Genomic DNA, 17,157 nt, shown 5'->3' on the forward strand with positions numbered 1-17,157 from the left:
GGCCAATCAGATCGTGACAAAATAATAGGTGGTCAACACCACTCCAAATCCGATCATTGCCAGGCGCAACCCGCGTTGTGGCACCAGATGCGACAACGCCCCGCCGCCATAGCCGCCCACCGTCGCGCCCGCCATCATGATCAACGCCTGGGGCCAGGCCACCGCCGCGCCAAAGCCATAGATCACCACCGCCAACAGGCTGATCCAGCCGATCACGGCGTTTTTCAGCGCATTGGCGGTGTGAAACCGCTCGTATCCGCACAGGATCAATGCCGCCAACATGATCTGCCCCAACCCGGCCCCAAAATACCCGCCATAGACGGAAAACAGGAACAACAGCGGCCAGATCGCCGCCTGTGCCAGCGAAAATCGCACCATCTGCTGGCGCAACCACGGGGCAAAGGCAAACAACGCCGTCGCCGTCCCCATCAGCCAGGGCACCAGATCGGCGAACACGCCCGCCCCCATCCACAACAACAAAAGCGCCCCCAGCACGCCTCCCGCGCCGCAGACCGCCAGCAACGGGATCAACCCGCGCCCGACCGCGCGCAGCTCATCGCGAAACGCTGGCAATGCCGCGATATTGGACGGCACCAAGGCGACGAAATTTGTGGCATTGGCCACCATCGGCGGCAGCCCGGAGGCGATCAGCACCGGAAAGGTAAAGAACGTCGCCCCTCCGGCCACCGCATTCAGCGCCCCGGCCAGACAGCCCGCGCCAAACAACAGCACCACAGACGAGAGAGACAAAATATCCATCCCGGCACCCTAGCTGCTGAAATTGGGCTGGCTAGCCTCTTGACGTCACCGATTTCGTCGCCCACAGAATAACGCCATGACTTTGACCCTGACCCCTTTGGCCCCGCGGGAAATCCTGCCGCGCCACTATGGCCACCGCCGCAAGCGTTTCGCCGGATAGCGCGGGGGCGCCTGCCCCTGCTCCCCTATCCATAGTTTGCGAAACACAAAGGGTTCATCTCCATGACCGAATTTTCTGAAATCCCCGTCATCCGACTGGGGGATCGCTCTGACGCCGATCTGGCCGCAGAATTCCGCGCCGCCTATGGGCTGACCGGCTTTGGCTATATCGAAGACCACGGCATCGACCCCGCCCTGCGCGCTGCTGTTTTTGACGCCTCGGCCCGGTTCCATGCCTTGCCGCTGGAGCAAAAGCTCAAGATCCAGGTCAACACATCCCATCGCGGTTACATCCCGATCAACACCTCGACCGATGTGAACTCTACCCTGGCCGATGTGAAAAAACCCAACCAATCCGCCAGCTTCATGATGATGCGCGAAGACGACCGGGCCGACCCCGACGTCTATTTGTCCGGCGCCAATCAATGGCCCGACCTGGACGGATTCCGCGACACGCTGAACGCCTATGTCACCGCCATGTCCGATCTGGGCCGACGGCTGATGCGGGTGGCGCTGCTCGCGGCCGAAGTCACCGATACGTCGATCCTGGGAGCTTTTGACACGCCGACGATCTGGCTGCGCCTGCTGCATTACCCGCCCCAACCCGATACCAGCCCCGATGATCTGTTCGGCTCGGCTCCGCACAATGATTTCGGCTGTCTGACACTGCTGGCCCAGGACGAAGTCGGCGGCTTGCAGGTGCGCACCCCGGCGGGTCATTGGGTCGATGCCCCCTGGCGTCCCGACGCCTTGGTGGTGAATGTGGGCGACATGCTGAACCGGATGTCCAACGGGCGGCTGCTCTCGACGCCACATCGGGTGATCAACCGGTCCGGGCGTGAACGCTATTCGGTGCCGTTCTTCTTTGATCCGCATGTGAACACCGACATCGCGCCGCTTCCCGGCACCGGAGAACCGCAGTTCGAACCGCTGAAATTCGCCGATTTCCTGCGTGGCGAACTCGAAGCGGCCTATGATGCGCATAAACCTGCGCAAAGTGGGAATAATTCCGCTTGACCCACAGCGTGCCCATGTCATGAAAGCCCCATGAGCACCGCAAGATTGACAATCGACCTCGGCGCGTTGGCCCAGAACTGGCGCGCCCTGGATTCCCTGACCCGCGTTGAAACCGGCGCGGTGGTCAAGGCCAACGGATATGGGCTGGACGCTGGACAGGCGGGCCGCGCGCTTGCCATGGCGGGAGCGCGACGGTTTTTCGTCGCCGTCGCCGAAGAGGGCGTGATATTGCGCCGGGCCCTGGGCCCCGGTCCCGAAATTTCCATTTTCTCGGGCCACTGCGACGGCGACACCGCCATGATCCGCGATCACGACCTGGTTCCGATGCTGAATTCCATCGACCAGATGCTGCGCCATGTGGAATCGCTGCCTGGCCATCCCTTTGGCGTGCAATTGGACAGCGGCATGAACCGGCTGGGCATGGAGCCCGCCGAATGGGCGGCGCTGCGCGACATCGCGCTGGCGCAATCGCCGGTTCTGATCATGTCGCATCTGGCCTGCGCCGACGAAGCCGATCATCCGATGAACGCCCAGCAGTTGCGCGTTTTCAAAGAGATGACAGACGGGCTTGATGTGCCCCGATCGCTCGCGGCGACCGGGGGAACCCTGTTGGGCGCGGCCTATCATTTCGACCTGTGCCGCCCCGGTGTCGGCCTGTACGGTGGGTCCCCCTTCGAAGACGCCCAGGCGGTTGTGCATCTGGATCTGCCAGTCATTCAGATCCGCGATGTCGATGCGGGCGAAACCGTGGGCTATTCCAACACCTGGACCGCGCAACGCCCGTCGCGCATCGCCACTGTGGCCGCCGGGTATGCCGACGGATTGATCCGGGCCATGGGCGCACGTGCCGTCACCTTTGCCGGCGACGACGTCTGCCCGATCGTGGGCCGGGTGTCGATGGATCTGATCACCGTCGATGTCACTGACCTGACCGCCGACCCCACCCATCTGACCCTGCTGAACGACCGTCAGACCGTGGATGATCTGGCCGATGCCGCCGGTACCATCGGGTATGAAATCCTCACCTCTCTGGGGGGGCGGTACAAACGCCGGTACATCGGATGAACACCCATCTGAACCCTTTCGCGCTCTTGGCACGGCTGGGGCGCGCGGTTCTGTTGATGCTGGCCGCCATTGGCCGGGTGTCGCTGTTTGCGCTTGATGCCATCAGCCACATGCTGCGCCCCCCGTTTTATCCGCGTGAATTTGGCAACGCGCTGTTGCAGATCGGCTGGCTGTCGCTGCCGGTTGTCGGGCTCACCGCGATCTTTACTGGTGGCGCGCTGGCGCTCCAGATCTATGCCGGCGGCGCCCGCTTCAATGCCGAAGCCGTGGTGCCCCAGATCGTCGCCATCGGCATGGTGCGTGAATTGGGACCGGTTCTGGTCGGGTTGATGATCGCTGCGCGTGTCACCTCCTCCATCGCCGCCGAAATCGCCACGATGAAGGTCACTGAACAGATCGACGCGCTGGTGACCCTGTCCACGCACCCGATGAAATATCTGGTCGCACCCCGTGTGCTGGCCGCGCTGCTGACCGTGCCTATTCTGGTCGGGGTCGGTGATATCATCGGCATCATGGGCGGCTATACGGTCGCGGTGCAGAACCTCGGCTTCAACCCCGCTGCTTATCTTAAAAATACCGTTGATTTTCTGGAAGTTAGAGACGTTATCTCAAGCTTGGTCAAAGGCTGTGTTTTTGGTGGCATCGCCGCGATGATGGGCTGTTACTACGGCATGCAATCGGGCCGCGGTGCTCAGGGCGTGGGCCGCGCCACCAAAGGTTCGGTCGAGGCCGCCGCCGTTTTGATCCTCGCCGCCAACTTTGTCCTCACAGGGGTGTTCTTCTCGATATGATCAACATGCAGGGCGTCAAAAAATCGTTCGGAGACAACCACGTATTGCGCGGTGTTGATCTGAATATCCCCAAAGGCACATCGTTGGTGATCATTGGCGGGTCCGGGACCGGCAAATCCGTGGCGCTGAAATGTGTTTTGGGGCTGATCAAACCCGACAGCGGCACCATTCTGGTCGATGGCAAACCGGCCGACCGCGGGGACCGGGATAAATTCCTGGCCAAATTCGGCATGTTGTTTCAGGGCGGCGCCCTGTTTGACAGCCTCACCGTCTGGCAGAATGTCGCCTTTCGCCTGCTGCGCGGATCGCTGAAACGCCCGGTGGACGAGGCCCGCGAGATCGCCATCGAGAAACTGCGCCGTGTGGGCCTCAAATCCGATGTCGCCGACCGCCTGCCCGCCGAACTCTCGGGCGGCATGCAAAAACGTGTCGGCCTGGCCCGCGCCATCGCCGCCGAGCCCGAGATCATCTTTTTTGATGAACCCACCACCGGGCTCGACCCGATCATGTCCGGCGTCATCAACGATCTGATCCGCGAGATTGTCGTGGAAATGGGCGCCACCGCCATGACCATCACCCACGACATGTCCTCCGTGCGCGCCATCGCCGACAACGTCGCCATGCTGCACGACGGCGTCATCCAATGGACCGGTCCGGTGGCGGACATGGACGCATCAGGCGATCCCTATCTGGAACAGTTCATTCATGGCCGCGCCGAGGGGCCGATCGAGGCGGTTCGGTAAACTTTGGTGATGTAAACACCTCAAAATGCAGCACTTATTCAGCATTTGCAGGGCCTTGTACGTTCAGAGGCACCTGATGTACCGCTCGGCGTTCCCATTCGGATGACCACGCGCAATTCCCCGCACCCAAAACCATCAGGCCATCGCCCGTTCGCGGGCGGAAGCAAAGCGCCCGCCCATGGGGGCGGACGGGCGCTGGCCGGGCCGCAAGCGACCCGGCAGGGCGAACCCCACGCTCTATTCCCCCTTTTAATTCCGCCGCCAAAGGCACAAGTCTAGCGAAGCAACCATAATCTGAGCCGCCATGACCCTCCGCCTCCTGACCCTCTCCCTGCTGATCCTCTACCCCATCGCCTGGTTCGCGCCCTTGATGCACGCCGGGCTGTTGCCGATCTTTGGCCTCAGCGAAATCAGCGTGGTGACCGGGTTGCAGTCGCTCTGGGCCTCCGACATCGCGTTGGCGCTTCTGGTCACGGTGTTTGCGATCTTTGCGCCCTATCTGAAAACCATCGGGTTGGTGCTGGTGCAATGGCATCTGCTGGATCGGCGCGCGCTGCCGGTGCTGCATGTGCTGGGCAAACTGGCGATGGCCGACATCTTTCTGATCGCGCTCTACATCACCCTGGCCAAAGGCATTTCCTATGCCACCATCGAAACCGGCTGGGGGCTGTATTTGTTTTCCGGCTGTGTGCTGGCCGGGCTTGGTCTCGGGATTGTGACCGACCGGCAAAAGCCTGAATTCAAGGAATAATTGTCTGGATCCCCCCAGATGTGTATCGTTGTTAACATTATCGGGCAGCGACATGCATTCATTCGGGTGGGACCGGGGTGACCTGCGGCACATAAACGACGCCGGTTTTTCCGTGTTTCCGCCATTTGGTCGGAAAGGAAAATCATGTCCGTCATTCGTTCAATTATCAAGCTTTCTCAAGCACTTTTGTTACAACTCAGCCTGCTTCTCATTTGCCTGATGGCCTTGGGTTCTGTTGCCGTCACCCTGGCCTCTGCGGTCGGCTATCTGCCGTGGGTGCAGTTCGATCTGCGCTTTGGCGACACCATGGTCGAAAACGCCGGGCTGTATGTGCAGATCGGCATAACCGCGCTCTCGGTGATGCTGTTGTTCTACCTGCCGGCCCACTCCCGCATGCTGGCGCTCGAAAGCGCGCACCGCAAATTCGGCATGCAGATGGAGGACGTGGTGCGCGCCTATCAGACCGCCCATGCAGCGGATCGGGCCGGTCAATTCACCATGGCCTCGGAATTTGACGCCATCAAGGACCGGATGGAATTTCTGCGCGACCATCCCGACCTGCGAGACCTGGAACCCGAAGTTCTGGAGGTCGCGGCCCAGATGAGCCAGGTGTCGCATGAGCTGGCCGAAACCTACTCTGATGCCAAGGTTGAACGTGCCCGCACCTTTCTGACACAACGGCAACAGGAGGTCGAAACCTTCAAGTCCCGGCTCGAAGACGCCAAGATCATCCTGCACGAACTGCGCCAGTGGACGCGGGATGTCGACATCGAAGAATCCATGGCCCGCTCTCAGGTCCAACGCCTGCGGGCGGAATTCTTTGACCTGCTCCCCGAACTCTCTGCCCAACAACCCGGCGACGACGGCGGCGACAGCGTGGTGCCGATCTCCAAACCCAAACCGCGCGGCACCGAATAAAGGCGCTTGGCGAACCGCGCCCCTTCATCTCGCCAAAAAACTCCGGAGCGCGAGGCAGAGCCTCGCTCCCTCACGCGCCGCACGCGCCCCTCTTGAACAAACCGGAAACATCTGCCACTGAACACGCATGGCAAAGAAAACCTTCTCCTGCTCCGCCTGCGGAGCCAGTTTCTCAAAATGGTCCGGCCGCTGCGAAGGTTGCGGCGAATGGAACACCATCGCCCAGGACGCGGGGCTGTCCGCGGGTCCGGCCAGCAAATCGCTGGGCCAGAAACGCGGCACGCCGATCCAGTTGTCGGATCTGTCGACCGAAGAAACACCCCCTCCCCGCACCTGTTGCGGCATGGGTGAACTCGACCGGGTGCTGGGCGGCGGGCTGGTGCCTGCTTCGGCCATTCTGGTTGGCGGTGATCCCGGCATCGGCAAATCCACCCTGCTGCTTCAGGCGGCCGCGCGGTTTGCCCTGTCCGGGCTCAAAACCATCTACGTCAGCGGCGAAGAGGCCCCGGCCCAGGTGCGGATGCGGGCGCAACGGCTGGGGCTGTCGGACGCGCCGGTGAAACTGGCTGCGGAAACCAATCTGCGCGATATCCTGACCACGCTCGAATCGGAAAAGCCGCAACTGGCGATCATCGATTCGATTCAGACCATGTGGGCGGACAATGTGGACAGCGCGCCGGGATCTGTGTCCCAGGTGCGCGCCGCCGCGCACGAGCTGACCAATTTCGCCAAACGCAAGGGCATCTCGGTGATCATGGTTGGTCACGTGACCAAGGACGGTCAGATCGCCGGCCCCCGCGTGGTCGAACATATGGTCGACACGGTGCTCTATTTCGAAGGCGAACGCGGTCACCAGTTCCGCATTCTGCGCGCGGTGAAAAACCGCTTTGGCGCGGCGGATGAAATTGGTGTCTTTGAAATGACCGGCGGTGGATTGGCCGAAGTCACCAACCCATCGGCGCTGTTTCTGTCCGAACGCGGCGAACCCAGCGCCGGATCGGTGGTTTTTGCAGGCATCGAAGGCACCCGGCCCGTGCTGGTCGAACTCCAGGCGCTGGTGGCCCCCTCGCCGCACAGCCAACCCCGGCGCACGGTTGTGGGCTGGGACGGTGGGCGGCTGGCGATGATTCTCGCCGTGCTCGAGGCCCGCTGTGGCATCCCCTTTACCGGGCTCGATGTGTATCTGAACGTGGCCGGCGGCATGAAGATTTCCGAACCGGCCGCCGATCTGGCCGTGGCCGCCGCCCTGCTCAGCGCGCGCGAAGACGTGGCATTGCCTGCGGATACGGTCGTCTTTGGTGAAATTTCGCTCTCCGGGGCCCTCAGACCGGCACCTCAGACAGAAAACCGGTTGAAAGAGGCGCAAAAACTTGGTTTCACCAGCGCCATAGCTCCATCGGGCGGCAAATCCATTTCGGTCTCGGGCCTTTCCTTGCGCAAGGCCCCCGATCTCACAGGATTTGTTGGCGAATTCTTTGGGGCGGGTTAAGGTCGCGACAAAACAACAGGCGGACAGGCGAGGAACATGGAAGGTTTCACCATCATCGACGGGGCAGTTGCCCTGATCATCGTAGTGTCGGCCCTGCTGGCCTATGCACGCGGCTTTGTTCGCGAAGCCATGGCCATCGCAGGCTGGATCGCCGCGGCGATTCTGGCGTTTCTGTTTGCACCCAAGGTCGAACCGCTGATGACCGAGATCCCGGTTGTGGGCGAGTTCCTGGCCGACAGCTGTGAATTGTCGATCATTGCCGCCTTTGCTGCGGTGTTTGCGCTGGCGCTCATTCTCGTCAGCTTTTTTACCCCGCTGTTTTCCTCGCTGGTGCAGCGCTCTGCCTTGGGGGGGGTCGATCAGGGGATCGGTTTCTTCTTTGGGGTGGCGCGCGGCGTTCTGCTCGTGGCAATCGCGTTTTTCCTCTATGACGTGGTGATGACCGGACAAAGCTTTACCATGGTCGACGAAAGCCGCTCGGCCGAAGTCTTCCAACGCTTCATCGGCAAGATCGAAGACCGCGATCCGCAACAGGCCATGGGTTGGATCACCGTTCAGTATGAAAACCTGGTGGGTCACTGCGCCAAATAATCTTCGAACAATCCAAACGACCCAAGGGTGCCAGCCGGCACCCTTTTTTCATGTTCGGCACAGGCTTCCGGTCAACAGCCCCCCGCCGTTCACGGCTCTCCCCGCTCACCACCGGCCAACACATCCCAGCTGTGCGCCCTATTCAGTCTTTCGTTCTCGTGCCGATAGTTTATCGTTGGCGGCATGAATGATGATGACATCTTTAGTGCTTACAAACCCCAAAAGATCGCCATTCTGGTGGAAAGCGCCGGTGTAAGTAAGGCAAAGCTGCCGCTGTTTCAGATGTTTGTGCTCGCCGTCCTTGCAGGGGCCTTCATTGGGTTCGGCGGTGTGGCTTACACAGCCGTCATGACCGGAGTAGATCCATCCTTTGGTCCGGCAAGACTGCTTGGGGGTTTGGTGTTCTCGCTCGGTCTCATTCTGGTCATTGTCGGGGGCGCAGAATTGTTTACCGGCAATGCTTTGATGGTCATGGCGGCTGTCGACCGAAAAATTTCTGCGCGCCAATTGTTGCGAAGCTGGGCGGTTGTGTATCTTGGGAATCTTGCAGGCGCATCGGGACTTGCGTTGGCCTTTGGGTTTTCCGGCATTTTGCAGGGTCCATTGGACGTTACGGCAGCATCGATCGTGCAGGGCAAAGCCGCGCTGGCCCCATTGGACGCCTTCGTTCGCGGCGCATTGTGCAACGCGCTTGTGTGTCTCGCAATTTGGCTCAGCTTTGCGGCCCGAACCGTTTCGGGAAAAGTGCTGGCAATTCTCTGGCCAATTAGCGCGTTTGTTCTGCTTGGCCTCGAGCATTCTGTTGCGAACATTTACTTCTTTCCTCAGGGGTGGCTGGCTGGGTCCGATGTGACCGCCAAAGAGGCTTTGACCAATTTGGTCTGGGTCACCTTGGGAAACATTGTGGGCGGAGCCGGCGGTGTCGCATTGGCATACCGATATGCCTACCTTGGGGGCACCACGCGCTGACATCACGATGACCGCCCAGCCCCGCACTCTGCAATCCGACTCCTGCCCCCACCCCTTGCGGCTGGTTTCCCCCTCCCCGAATGTGATCCTTTCGTGACATGTGGCCTGCAACCCTCTATGTGAGGGCATAAGATCTGCCACGGATTCGGAATCGCCCTTTGCCGACGCTGCCCAAGCCTTGTTCCGCCCAGCCCGCGCCGCATTTGCTGCGCCTGCTCGGACAACGCGAATCGTGACCGGTTCTTTCCGCAAAACGGCCCTGACGCCTCTTTGGACGCCGCACGCAGCCCCCGATTTGGCCGCGTCCTGTTCAGCGCAAAAAAGACGCATCACAAAGTCGCTTTTTCATCTGTCTTCCTTCCCTCGGACACGTTACATGACGCCCGCTGGAACCCCGGTGCCACACCCGTCGGCATCGGCTGAACACTCACGAATTGGAGCCCTTACATGTGTGGGATTTTGGGGATCGCAAGCCGCAATCAGGACGTCTTTGCGGAAATCTATGACGGTCTGCTGATGCTCCAGCACCGGGGCCAGGATGCCTCGGGGATCGTCACCTATACCGGCGAGGTCTTTCGCGAACGCAAGGCCAACGGCCTGGTCAAGGACGTGTTCAGCGCCAGCGACAGCGAAACCCTGACCGGCAAGGTCGGCATGGGCCATGTGCGCTATCCCACCGCCGGATCGCTATCCGCGTCCGAGGCGCAGCCGTTTTTCGTCAATGCGCCCTATGGCATCTATCTGGTGCACAACGGCAATATCACCAACACCGAACAACAGCGCGAAAAGGTCACCGCCAAATACAGCCGCCACCTGCGCACCACGTCGGATTCCGAAATCCTGCTCAATGTGCTGGCCGACAAGGTCGCTGACGCCATCAAGGTCAACGGCAACGCCGACCCGATCCGCAACCTGTTTGCCGGGGTCAAGATGACCATGGAACGCATCCAGGGGGCGTATTCGGTGATCTGCCTGATCGCCGGCGTTGGCATGTTGGCCTTTCGTGACCCCCACGGCATCCGCCCCCTGTCGGTCGCCAAACGCGACGCCGACGGCGATAGCGACGGCACTGGCACTGGCGATGATTTCGCCTTTGCGTCCGAAGACGTGGCCTTTGGCATCAACGGCTTTAAGAAGCTGCGCGATGTGAAACCGGGTGAAGCGATCCTGATCGACCTGGACGGAAACATGCATGAATTCCAGGCGGTCGAAGGCAACCTGACCCCCTGTATCTTTGAATATGTCTATCTGGCACGCCCCGATTCCATGCTGGACGGGATTTCGGTCTACAAGACCCAGATGCGCATGGGCCAGACGCTGGCCAAACAGATCGAAGCCGCAGGGCTCGACATCGACCGCATCATCCCGGTCCCCGACAGCGCCCGCCCCGTGGCGCTCGAAGTGGCCAAGGCCACCGGCATTCCCTACCGCGAAGGATTGGTGAAAAACCGCTATGTGGGCCGGACCTTTATCATGCCCGGTCAGGCCGAACGGCAAAAATCCGTACGTCGCAAGCTGAACGCCATCCCGCTGGAATTCGACGGCCACAATGTCCTGCTGATCGACGATTCCATCGTGCGCGGCAACACCATCAAGAAGATCGTGCAGATGTGCCGCGAAGCCGGTGCCAAAAAGGTCTATATCGCCTCTGCCTCGCCGCCGGTGAAATTCCCCAATGTTTACGGCATCGACATGCCGACCAAACATGAACTGATCGCCAGCGAACAAAGCATCGAGGAAATCCGCGACGAATTGGGCGCAGATGCGTTGTTCTATCAGGACCTCGACGATCTGATCTGGGCCGCCAAGGAAGGCAACCCCGACATCGACCAGTTCGACTGTTCCTGCTTTGACGGCAATTATGTCACCGGGCTGAGCGACGGGTATCTGCAAAGCCTGGAAAGCAGCAGCCGGGTCAGCCAGAAGATCAAGGACATGCCGGTTCCCGGCACCTCCTGGAACGCCGCCAAACTGGCCTGAGTTCGAGACGCGACCGGATTGCACTCGCGGTCGCTGCCGGATAAGTAAGCCGCTCATTTACACGCACGCGCTGGTCATTTTCTTGGCCAGCGCTGTTTCTTTGCAAAGGACATCTGCTGGCATGGACAGGGATCTCGCACGATTGATGAATTCCCGGCGCAAATGCCGGTGTTGTGGTGCGAGTTTTGCCCAGCTGCTGAGCCTGGAGTACGACCGCCCCGATCCCTGCCCGCCGGATTTGCCCAAGCTGGACAATTCCGCATTGCTGATGGAGCGCGGAGACGTTCTGACCGAAGACTTCTGCCGGGTGGACGATTACCGGTTTCTCCGTTCGGTTCTGGTGCTGCAGCTGGGTGATGGGCCCAACGAAATGGTGCTGGGCGTCTGGTGCGCGGTCAGCATTGATCACTTTGATGCCTATGTCGATCTGTTCGACGGTCAGGAAACCACCGATCTGGGGTCGATTCCCGGTTGGCTGTCCAGCGCGGTCCCACCGGGCAGCGAAATCCCGATGTCCTGTGTGCTGCACATGCAGCCCGACGATCAGCGTCCCGAGGTGGAAATCACCGAACGCGGGAATGAGCTGAAGATGCTGCAGGAAACCGGGCTGGATCTGATGGATCTGTTGCAGATCCTGCATGACTATGGGCATGATCTGGCCTCGCTGGTGCACGACTCTTGACCCTGAGCCCCCTTCGTCTGCCCCTCGTCTATGGTGTCGGGTCCTTGGGCTCTGGTCTGTGGAGCTGTGGGTCAACCCCGGCATAACAGCCATGCAACGGGTGCATCGCTCAGGTGCGGGTTTGCGCCGACGCCTGCTCCAATCTGCGGTTTCCCGCCGTCCACGCCCTCACCGGCGCTGTCGCCTCCTGATCACAGATGCTAGGCCGCCGCTTCACGCTTGTGACCTATGACGACACTGAACACGCCTCGGCGCCCGAAAGACATCACATGACAAATACATCCTCGACCGGTCCGGTTGCCGCCCATGCAACCGAAATCTCGGTCCTGAACCGCAATGCGCTGAACCTGCTGGGTCTGTTTGGCCCCGCGCAGGACATGCGCGCCCTGGTCCGCCTGCCCGGCGGGCGCGTGATCCAGGTTGCCCGTGGAAGCCGCCTCTCCGGTGAAACCGTTGCCGCGATCGACGAAACCGGGGTGATCCTGCAAAAACGCGGCCAAACGCGACGCATTGCCATGCCCTCGGAGTGATCCGCCTCTTGACCCAGACGCCGGACAGGATCACAAGGCAGCCATGACACAGATTGCCCTGATCACCGGTGCCTCCCGCGGGCTTGGCGCAGCGCTTGCCGAAGCTCTGGCACCCACTCACCACATCGTGGCCGTGGCCCGGACCACTGGCGCGCTCGAAGAATTGGACGACCGGATCCAGGCCGCTGGCGGCAGCGCCACATTGGCACCGATGGACATCACGGACCCCAAAGCCATGGCCACCCTGTGCCGCGGTATTCACGACCGCTGGGGGCCGCTGCATCTGTGGGTGCATACCGCGATCCACGCCGCCCCGCTGAGCCCGGCGAATTTTGTCGCGGCCAAGGATTGGGACAAGTCGCTGGCCGTGAATGCCACGGCGACCTCGGTGCTGATCCCCTATGTTGCACCATTGTTGGGCCAACAGGGCCGCGCCGTGTTTTTTGACGACCCGCGCGCAGGTGCCAAGTTCTTTGGCACCTATGGGGCCACCAAGGGCGCGCAGATGGCGCTGGCCCGGTCCTGGGCTGCCGAAACCGTCAAGACAGGCCCCCAGGTCCGGGTCCTGACTCCCAAACCAATGGCCACCGCCATCCGGGCCCGGTTCTTTCCCGGCGAAGACCGCGCGGCACTCGCCACGATTCAAGAGGAAGCCGCCCGGCTTCTGCCCGAGATCCTGGCAGACTGACGGGCCTCCCGCCCCCCACCTGTCGCCGGGTGCGTGCAAGCACACACCCTACGGGGTCAGCGCTTCGGGTGTAGGGTGTGTGCTTGCACGCACCCCTGGCATCCGCGGCGGTAACGTGGCGACATCCATGTTTTCGCCCCGCCCCGCTGCCAAATGCTTGCCCCGGCTGCATCCCCACCTTATGCAAGGATTATTGCAGGCAAACGGGGCATTCACATGCGTATTCTCATCACCAACGACGACGGCATCAATGCGCCAGGGCTGATCGCCTTGCAGGACATCGCAACGGATCTTGCCGGTGCAGACGGCGAAGTCTGGACCGTTGCCCCCGCGTTCGAACAATCCGGCGTCGGCCATTGCATCAGCTACACCCATCCGATGATGTTCTCGCAACTGGGCCCGCGCCGCTACGCCGCCGAAGGCTCGCCTGCGGATTGTGTCCTGGTTGGCCTGCACGAAGTGCTCAAGGACACGCCGCCGGACCTGATCCTCTCCGGGGTGAACCGGGGCAACAACTCAGCCGAAAACGCGCTCTATTCGGGCACATTGGGTGCCGCGATGGAGGCCGCGCTGCAGGGCGTGCCCGCCATGGCCCTGTCGCAGTATTTTGGCCCTGCCAATTACAAATCCGACGCCCCCTTTGATACCGCAACCCGTCATGCGCCCGCCCTCGTGCGTAAAATCCTGGCAGCCACCCCGACCGAACAGGCCGACTACCGCCTGTTTTACAACATCAATTTCCCTCCGGTCCTGCCCGACGATGTCAAAGGCACCCGCGTCGTGACCCAAGGGTTCCGGCGTGGCAGCAATTTTTCGGTCGAGCCGCATTTTTCGCCCTCGGGCAAACGCTTTGTCTGGATCAAGGGCGGCAACCAACAGATCATGACCGAACCCGGCACCGATGCCGCCGTCAATCTGGACGGCTATATCTCGGTCACGCCCATGCGCGCGGATCTGACCGCCCATGACACGCTGGAGGCCCTGAAGGGAATCGAATGACCGGACCCGGTGCCGAAACCAAGATGCAGTTCCTGTTTGCGCTGCGCTCCAAGGGGGTCACCGACGCCCGGGTGCTGAACGCTATGGAAGAGATCGACCGCGGACCCTTTGTCCGCGGCATCTTTGCCGAACGCGCCTACGAGGACATGCCGCTGCCGATCGCCTGTGGCCAGACCATCTCGCAGCCCTCGGTCGTGGGCATCATGACCCAGGCGCTGCAGGTGGCCCCGCGCGACAAGGTGCTCGAGGTGGGGACCGGTTCCGGCTATCAGGCGGCCATCCTGTCGAAACTGGCCCGCCGGGTCTATACCGTGGACCGCCACGCCCGTCTGGTGCGCGAAGCCCGCCAGATCTTTGAGGCCGAAAACCTGGTCAATATCACCACCCTGATCGGCGATGGCAGCCATGGTTTGCCCGACCAGGCCCCGTTTGATCGCATTCTGGTGACCGCCGCCGCCGAAGACCCCCCCGGCCCGCTCTTGGCGCAGCTCAAGATCGGGGGTATCATGGTGGTGCCGGTCGGCCAGTCCGACGCCGTCCAGACCCTGATCCGGGTGCATCGCACCGAACAGGGGTTCGACTATGACGAACTGCGGGCTGTCCGGTTTGTACCCCTGCTGGAAGGTCTGGGGAAAGAAAGCTGAAACGGGCCCGTGTGCCCGACAAGATTTAAGTGTATCAGCCCCCGCACAGAAGGGGTTCCATTTGAGGCCCGTATCGAGGATTCCGTGATGAGTGTGACAGCCCGCCGCCCCCGTTTCATCCTGACTGCCCTGCCCATTGTCGGGCTGCTGGCGGCCTGTGATGCCCCTCTGGATTTCGACCTGCGCGGTCAGATTGGTGCGTTCAACACCACCGAAGCCGCCCAGGCCGCCACCGCAAAACGCCCGGCCCCGGATGCCCGCGGGCTGATCACCTACCCCAACTATCAGGTCGCCGTGGCGCGGCGCGGCGACACCGTCAACGACGTGGCAACCCGGGTCGGCCTGCCGGTCAGCGAAATCGCCAGGCTCAACGGGGTCAAACCCGACGACGCGCTGCGCGCCGACGAAGTCCTGATCCTGCCGCGCAGCGCTCCGGGGTCCAGCGCCGCACCGGGCGGCGTGGATATCGCCTCTCTGGCCGGGGATGCCATCGACAGCGCCCCGGACACCACACCTGCACCGGGCTCGGTCGCGACCTCGACGCTGGATCCGACCCCGGCCACGCCACTGGTGACCAAGGTCCAGCCCGGCCCCGAACCGGTCCGCCACAAGGTCGAACGCGGTGAAACCGCCTATACCATCTCGCGGCTCTATCAGGTTCCGGTCAAGGCCCTGGCCGAATGGAATGGCCTGGACGCAGATTTTGCCATCCGCGAAGGCCAGTTCCTGTTGATCCCGGTCAAGGACCAGCCGGTGCCGCGCAGCGCCGCCGTGGCCACGACGGACCCGGGCCAGGGCTCATCAACCCCAACCCCGCCCAGCGCCACAAAACCGCTGCCGGATGAAAAGGTCTCGACCAAGCCGGTCGAAACCCCGGACGTCAAGGTCGCGCCCCCCACCCGCACCAGCCAGGCCGAAATGGTCTATCCGGTTCAGGGCAAGATCATCCGGACCTACGCCAAGGGCAAGAATGACGGCATTGATATTGCCGCCGCGCCCGGAACAGCGGTCAAGGCCGCCAATGCCGGCACCGTGGCCGCGATCACCGCCGATGCCAATCAGGTGCCGATCATCGTGGTGCGCCACGACGCCCAGCTGCTGACCGTCTATGCCAATGTCGATCAGATCAAGGTCAAGAAGGGCGACCGCGTCACCCGCGGCCAGAAGATCGCCAGCCTGCGCGGCGGCAGCGACGCCTATTTGCATTTCGAAGTGCGCAACGGCTTTGATTCCGTCGATCCGCAGCCCTATCTGAACTGATCCGCAGATAGACGCTGACGCGTCTTGCCTCCGGCGGAGGTATTTGGACCCAGAAAGAAGCAGCGCGCGCGCCACTGCCTTAGGGTCCGATCCTCTGTCTGACACAGATCACGTCCTGGGCAACCGGGCCTGCGTATCCTTTTACACGGAGCTGTCCGCCTCCAGGACCGCGCGCAGATTGTCCTGATGCACGTCTTCATAGGCGTCATGATAGATCAGCGCGCCCGTGCGAAAGCTGTCGGCCGCAAAGGCCTGCAACGTCAGATCCGCCAGATCAGGGGCCTGACGACAGCGCAAAAGCCGAGACACATAGCTGTGTGTCGCAGGTATGAGCGATGTCGCATAGCCGCCTGCCGCAATGCGGTCGGGATCACCGTGACAGGGGAAAACAGCGTCCACATCCCAGGTCTGCAGGCGCTCCAATTCCGCCAGATGCCGTGACAGACGTTCCGGTTCGGCCACATAGGTCGCGCAATCTTCGAGCGCATCACCGGCAAACAGCAGACGGGTCTGCGGCAGATACAGCGCCGTGCCGTCAAAGCTGTGAATATCCAGCGGGCGCAATTGTGCCGTCATGGACCCGACCTGCACCGTCAGGGTGCCATCGAACACCTGGGTCGGCATCACCAGCGGAGATATCGGCGGGGTGGACCGGGCATAGCTGTCGCGTTTTTCCGCCAACGCCTGTGCAGTCTTTCGGCTGGACAGGATCGGACAATCCGCAAACACCTCTGTTCCGGCCACATGATCGCGGTGATGATGGCTCAGCGCCACCCGGATCGAGCGGGCCCCGCGATGTTCCAACTCCCTGCGGATCACCCCGGCATGGGCCAGCGATATGCTGGTGTCATAGACCAACGCTTCGCCGTCGCTGATCAGGGCATAGCTGGCAATGCCAAGCTCATAGGCCGCATCGTCCAGCCAATTCCACGACGGCGACACCAACCTGCGACCGGGCACGCGCCCATCGTAAAAGGCCAGCACCCCCTCGGCCGGTTCCAGAACTCTCAGCGTCGACGTCGAAACCCCGTGCATTGGCTCCTCCCTGTTTGACCTTGCTTGGGTGCCAGGTGGACAGCTGCCACTTGTCCCTGCCCTGACAGGGCACCCAATCCCGCGGCA

Annotated in this window: 18 protein-coding genes; 16 read left to right on the top strand and 2 right to left on the bottom strand. The window is 61.8% G+C overall.

The window, feature by feature from the left end; translation table 11 throughout:
- Positions 1–6: 6 nt before the first annotated feature.
- Positions 7–759, bottom strand: a complete 753-nt coding sequence (locus tag QEZ52_RS14250) for a sulfite exporter TauE/SafE family protein (protein ID WP_406645064.1) — start codon at positions 757–759, stop codon at positions 7–9.
- A 222-nt stretch (positions 760–981) separates the two neighbouring features.
- Here QEZ52_RS14250 and QEZ52_RS14255 point away from each other — a divergent pair, with 222 nt between their 5' ends.
- From QEZ52_RS14255 to QEZ52_RS14330, 16 genes are all read left to right on the top strand, one after another.
- Positions 982–1,935: an isopenicillin N synthase family dioxygenase gene (locus QEZ52_RS14255; protein ID WP_406645065.1), complete on the top strand. Its 954-nt coding sequence runs from the start codon at positions 982–984 to the stop codon at positions 1,933–1,935.
- Between the two features lie 30 nt (positions 1,936–1,965).
- The gene (gene alr, locus QEZ52_RS14260; RefSeq protein WP_406645066.1) at positions 1,966–3,000 is read left to right on the top strand and encodes an alanine racemase; all 1,035 of its coding nucleotides are present in this window, start codon (positions 1,966–1,968) and stop codon (positions 2,998–3,000) included.
- 8 nt (positions 3,001–3,008) lie between these two features.
- Positions 3,009–3,791, top strand: coding sequence for an ABC transporter permease (locus QEZ52_RS14265; RefSeq protein WP_406650499.1), 783 nt, complete (start codon positions 3,009–3,011; stop codon positions 3,789–3,791).
- Complete coding sequence (locus tag QEZ52_RS14270; RefSeq protein WP_406645067.1) at positions 3,788–4,534, top strand: ABC transporter ATP-binding protein; 747 nt, start codon at positions 3,788–3,790, stop codon at positions 4,532–4,534. Before QEZ52_RS14265 ends, QEZ52_RS14270 begins: the two co-directional genes overlap by 4 nt.
- 304 nt (positions 4,535–4,838) lie before the next feature.
- Entirely contained in the window at positions 4,839–5,285 is a 447-nt protein-coding gene (locus QEZ52_RS14275) for a paraquat-inducible protein A (RefSeq protein WP_406645068.1), read from the top strand.
- 144 nt (positions 5,286–5,429) lie between these two features.
- Positions 5,430–6,203 carry a DNA repair protein gene (locus QEZ52_RS14280; protein WP_406645069.1) on the top strand — a complete coding sequence of 258 codons (774 nt, stop codon included), beginning with the start codon at positions 5,430–5,432 and terminating at the stop codon, positions 6,201–6,203.
- A gap of 127 nt (positions 6,204–6,330) precedes the next feature.
- The gene (radA, locus tag QEZ52_RS14285) at positions 6,331–7,692 is read left to right on the top strand and encodes a DNA repair protein RadA (protein WP_406645070.1); all 1,362 of its coding nucleotides are present in this window, start codon (positions 6,331–6,333) and stop codon (positions 7,690–7,692) included.
- A gap of 36 nt (positions 7,693–7,728) precedes the next feature.
- Positions 7,729–8,283 (top strand): CvpA family protein, encoded by a 555-nt coding sequence (locus QEZ52_RS14290; RefSeq protein ID WP_406645072.1) that lies wholly within the window; start codon positions 7,729–7,731, stop codon positions 8,281–8,283.
- A 183-nt stretch (positions 8,284–8,466) separates the two neighbouring features.
- Complete coding sequence (locus QEZ52_RS14295) at positions 8,467–9,252, top strand: formate/nitrite transporter family protein (RefSeq protein WP_406645073.1); 786 nt, start codon at positions 8,467–8,469, stop codon at positions 9,250–9,252.
- A gap of 447 nt (positions 9,253–9,699) precedes the next feature.
- Complete coding sequence (gene purF, locus QEZ52_RS14300; protein ID WP_406645074.1) at positions 9,700–11,232, top strand: amidophosphoribosyltransferase; 1,533 nt, start codon at positions 9,700–9,702, stop codon at positions 11,230–11,232.
- A 121-nt stretch (positions 11,233–11,353) separates the two neighbouring features.
- Positions 11,354–11,914 (top strand): DUF2199 domain-containing protein, encoded by a 561-nt coding sequence (locus QEZ52_RS14305; RefSeq protein ID WP_406645075.1) that lies wholly within the window; start codon positions 11,354–11,356, stop codon positions 11,912–11,914.
- Between the two features lie 269 nt (positions 11,915–12,183).
- The gene (locus tag QEZ52_RS14310; protein WP_406645076.1) at positions 12,184–12,444 is read left to right on the top strand and encodes a hypothetical protein; all 261 of its coding nucleotides are present in this window, start codon (positions 12,184–12,186) and stop codon (positions 12,442–12,444) included.
- 43 nt (positions 12,445–12,487) lie between these two features.
- The gene (locus QEZ52_RS14315) at positions 12,488–13,132 is read left to right on the top strand and encodes an SDR family oxidoreductase (protein ID WP_406645078.1); all 645 of its coding nucleotides are present in this window, start codon (positions 12,488–12,490) and stop codon (positions 13,130–13,132) included.
- A gap of 216 nt (positions 13,133–13,348) precedes the next feature.
- A complete protein-coding gene (gene surE, locus QEZ52_RS14320; RefSeq protein WP_406645079.1) occupies positions 13,349–14,131 on the top strand; it encodes a 5'/3'-nucleotidase SurE in 783 nt (260 codons plus the stop codon).
- Positions 14,128–14,775, top strand: coding sequence for a protein-L-isoaspartate O-methyltransferase (locus QEZ52_RS14325; RefSeq protein WP_406645081.1), 648 nt, complete (start codon positions 14,128–14,130; stop codon positions 14,773–14,775). Before surE ends, QEZ52_RS14325 begins: the two co-directional genes overlap by 4 nt.
- 87 nt (positions 14,776–14,862) lie before the next feature.
- Positions 14,863–16,035 carry a LysM peptidoglycan-binding domain-containing protein gene (locus QEZ52_RS14330; RefSeq protein WP_406645082.1) on the top strand — a complete coding sequence of 391 codons (1,173 nt, stop codon included), beginning with the start codon at positions 14,863–14,865 and terminating at the stop codon, positions 16,033–16,035.
- 141 nt (positions 16,036–16,176) lie between these two features.
- Here QEZ52_RS14330 and QEZ52_RS14335 read toward each other — a convergent pair whose 3' ends face one another.
- Positions 16,177–17,070: an MBL fold metallo-hydrolase gene (locus QEZ52_RS14335; RefSeq protein ID WP_406645084.1), complete on the bottom strand. Its 894-nt coding sequence runs from the start codon at positions 17,068–17,070 to the stop codon at positions 16,177–16,179.
- Positions 17,071–17,157 lie beyond the last annotated feature (87 nt).

Source organism: Aliisedimentitalea scapharcae (assembly GCF_045277565.1).
Lineage (GTDB): Bacteria > Pseudomonadota > Alphaproteobacteria > Rhodobacterales > Rhodobacteraceae > Aliisedimentitalea > Aliisedimentitalea scapharcae.

Coding starts and splice junctions, on each gene's coding strand:
- QEZ52_RS14290 (WP_406645072.1), top strand. CDS start 7,729: ATGGAAGGTTTCACCATCATCGACGGGGCAGTTGCCCTGATCATCGTA.
- QEZ52_RS14280 (WP_406645069.1), top strand. CDS start 5,430: ATGTCCGTCATTCGTTCAATTATCAAGCTTTCTCAAGCACTTTTGTTA.
- surE (WP_406645079.1), top strand. CDS start 13,349: ATGCGTATTCTCATCACCAACGACGACGGCATCAATGCGCCAGGGCTG.
- QEZ52_RS14255 (WP_406645065.1), top strand. CDS start 982: ATGACCGAATTTTCTGAAATCCCCGTCATCCGACTGGGGGATCGCTCT.
- QEZ52_RS14335 (WP_406645084.1), bottom strand. CDS start 17,070: ATGCACGGGGTTTCGACGTCGACGCTGAGAGTTCTGGAACCGGCCGAG.
- radA (WP_406645070.1), top strand. CDS start 6,331: ATGGCAAAGAAAACCTTCTCCTGCTCCGCCTGCGGAGCCAGTTTCTCA.
- purF (WP_406645074.1), top strand. CDS start 9,700: ATGTGTGGGATTTTGGGGATCGCAAGCCGCAATCAGGACGTCTTTGCG.
- QEZ52_RS14315 (WP_406645078.1), top strand. CDS start 12,488: ATGACACAGATTGCCCTGATCACCGGTGCCTCCCGCGGGCTTGGCGCA.
- QEZ52_RS14330 (WP_406645082.1), top strand. CDS start 14,863: ATGAGTGTGACAGCCCGCCGCCCCCGTTTCATCCTGACTGCCCTGCCC.
- QEZ52_RS14275 (WP_406645068.1), top strand. CDS start 4,839: ATGACCCTCCGCCTCCTGACCCTCTCCCTGCTGATCCTCTACCCCATC.
- QEZ52_RS14325 (WP_406645081.1), top strand. CDS start 14,128: ATGACCGGACCCGGTGCCGAAACCAAGATGCAGTTCCTGTTTGCGCTG.
- alr (WP_406645066.1), top strand. CDS start 1,966: ATGAGCACCGCAAGATTGACAATCGACCTCGGCGCGTTGGCCCAGAAC.
- QEZ52_RS14310 (WP_406645076.1), top strand. CDS start 12,184: ATGACAAATACATCCTCGACCGGTCCGGTTGCCGCCCATGCAACCGAA.
- QEZ52_RS14305 (WP_406645075.1), top strand. CDS start 11,354: ATGGACAGGGATCTCGCACGATTGATGAATTCCCGGCGCAAATGCCGG.
- QEZ52_RS14270 (WP_406645067.1), top strand. CDS start 3,788: ATGATCAACATGCAGGGCGTCAAAAAATCGTTCGGAGACAACCACGTA.
- QEZ52_RS14250 (WP_406645064.1), bottom strand. CDS start 759: ATGGATATTTTGTCTCTCTCGTCTGTGGTGCTGTTGTTTGGCGCGGGC.
- QEZ52_RS14295 (WP_406645073.1), top strand. CDS start 8,467: ATGAATGATGATGACATCTTTAGTGCTTACAAACCCCAAAAGATCGCC.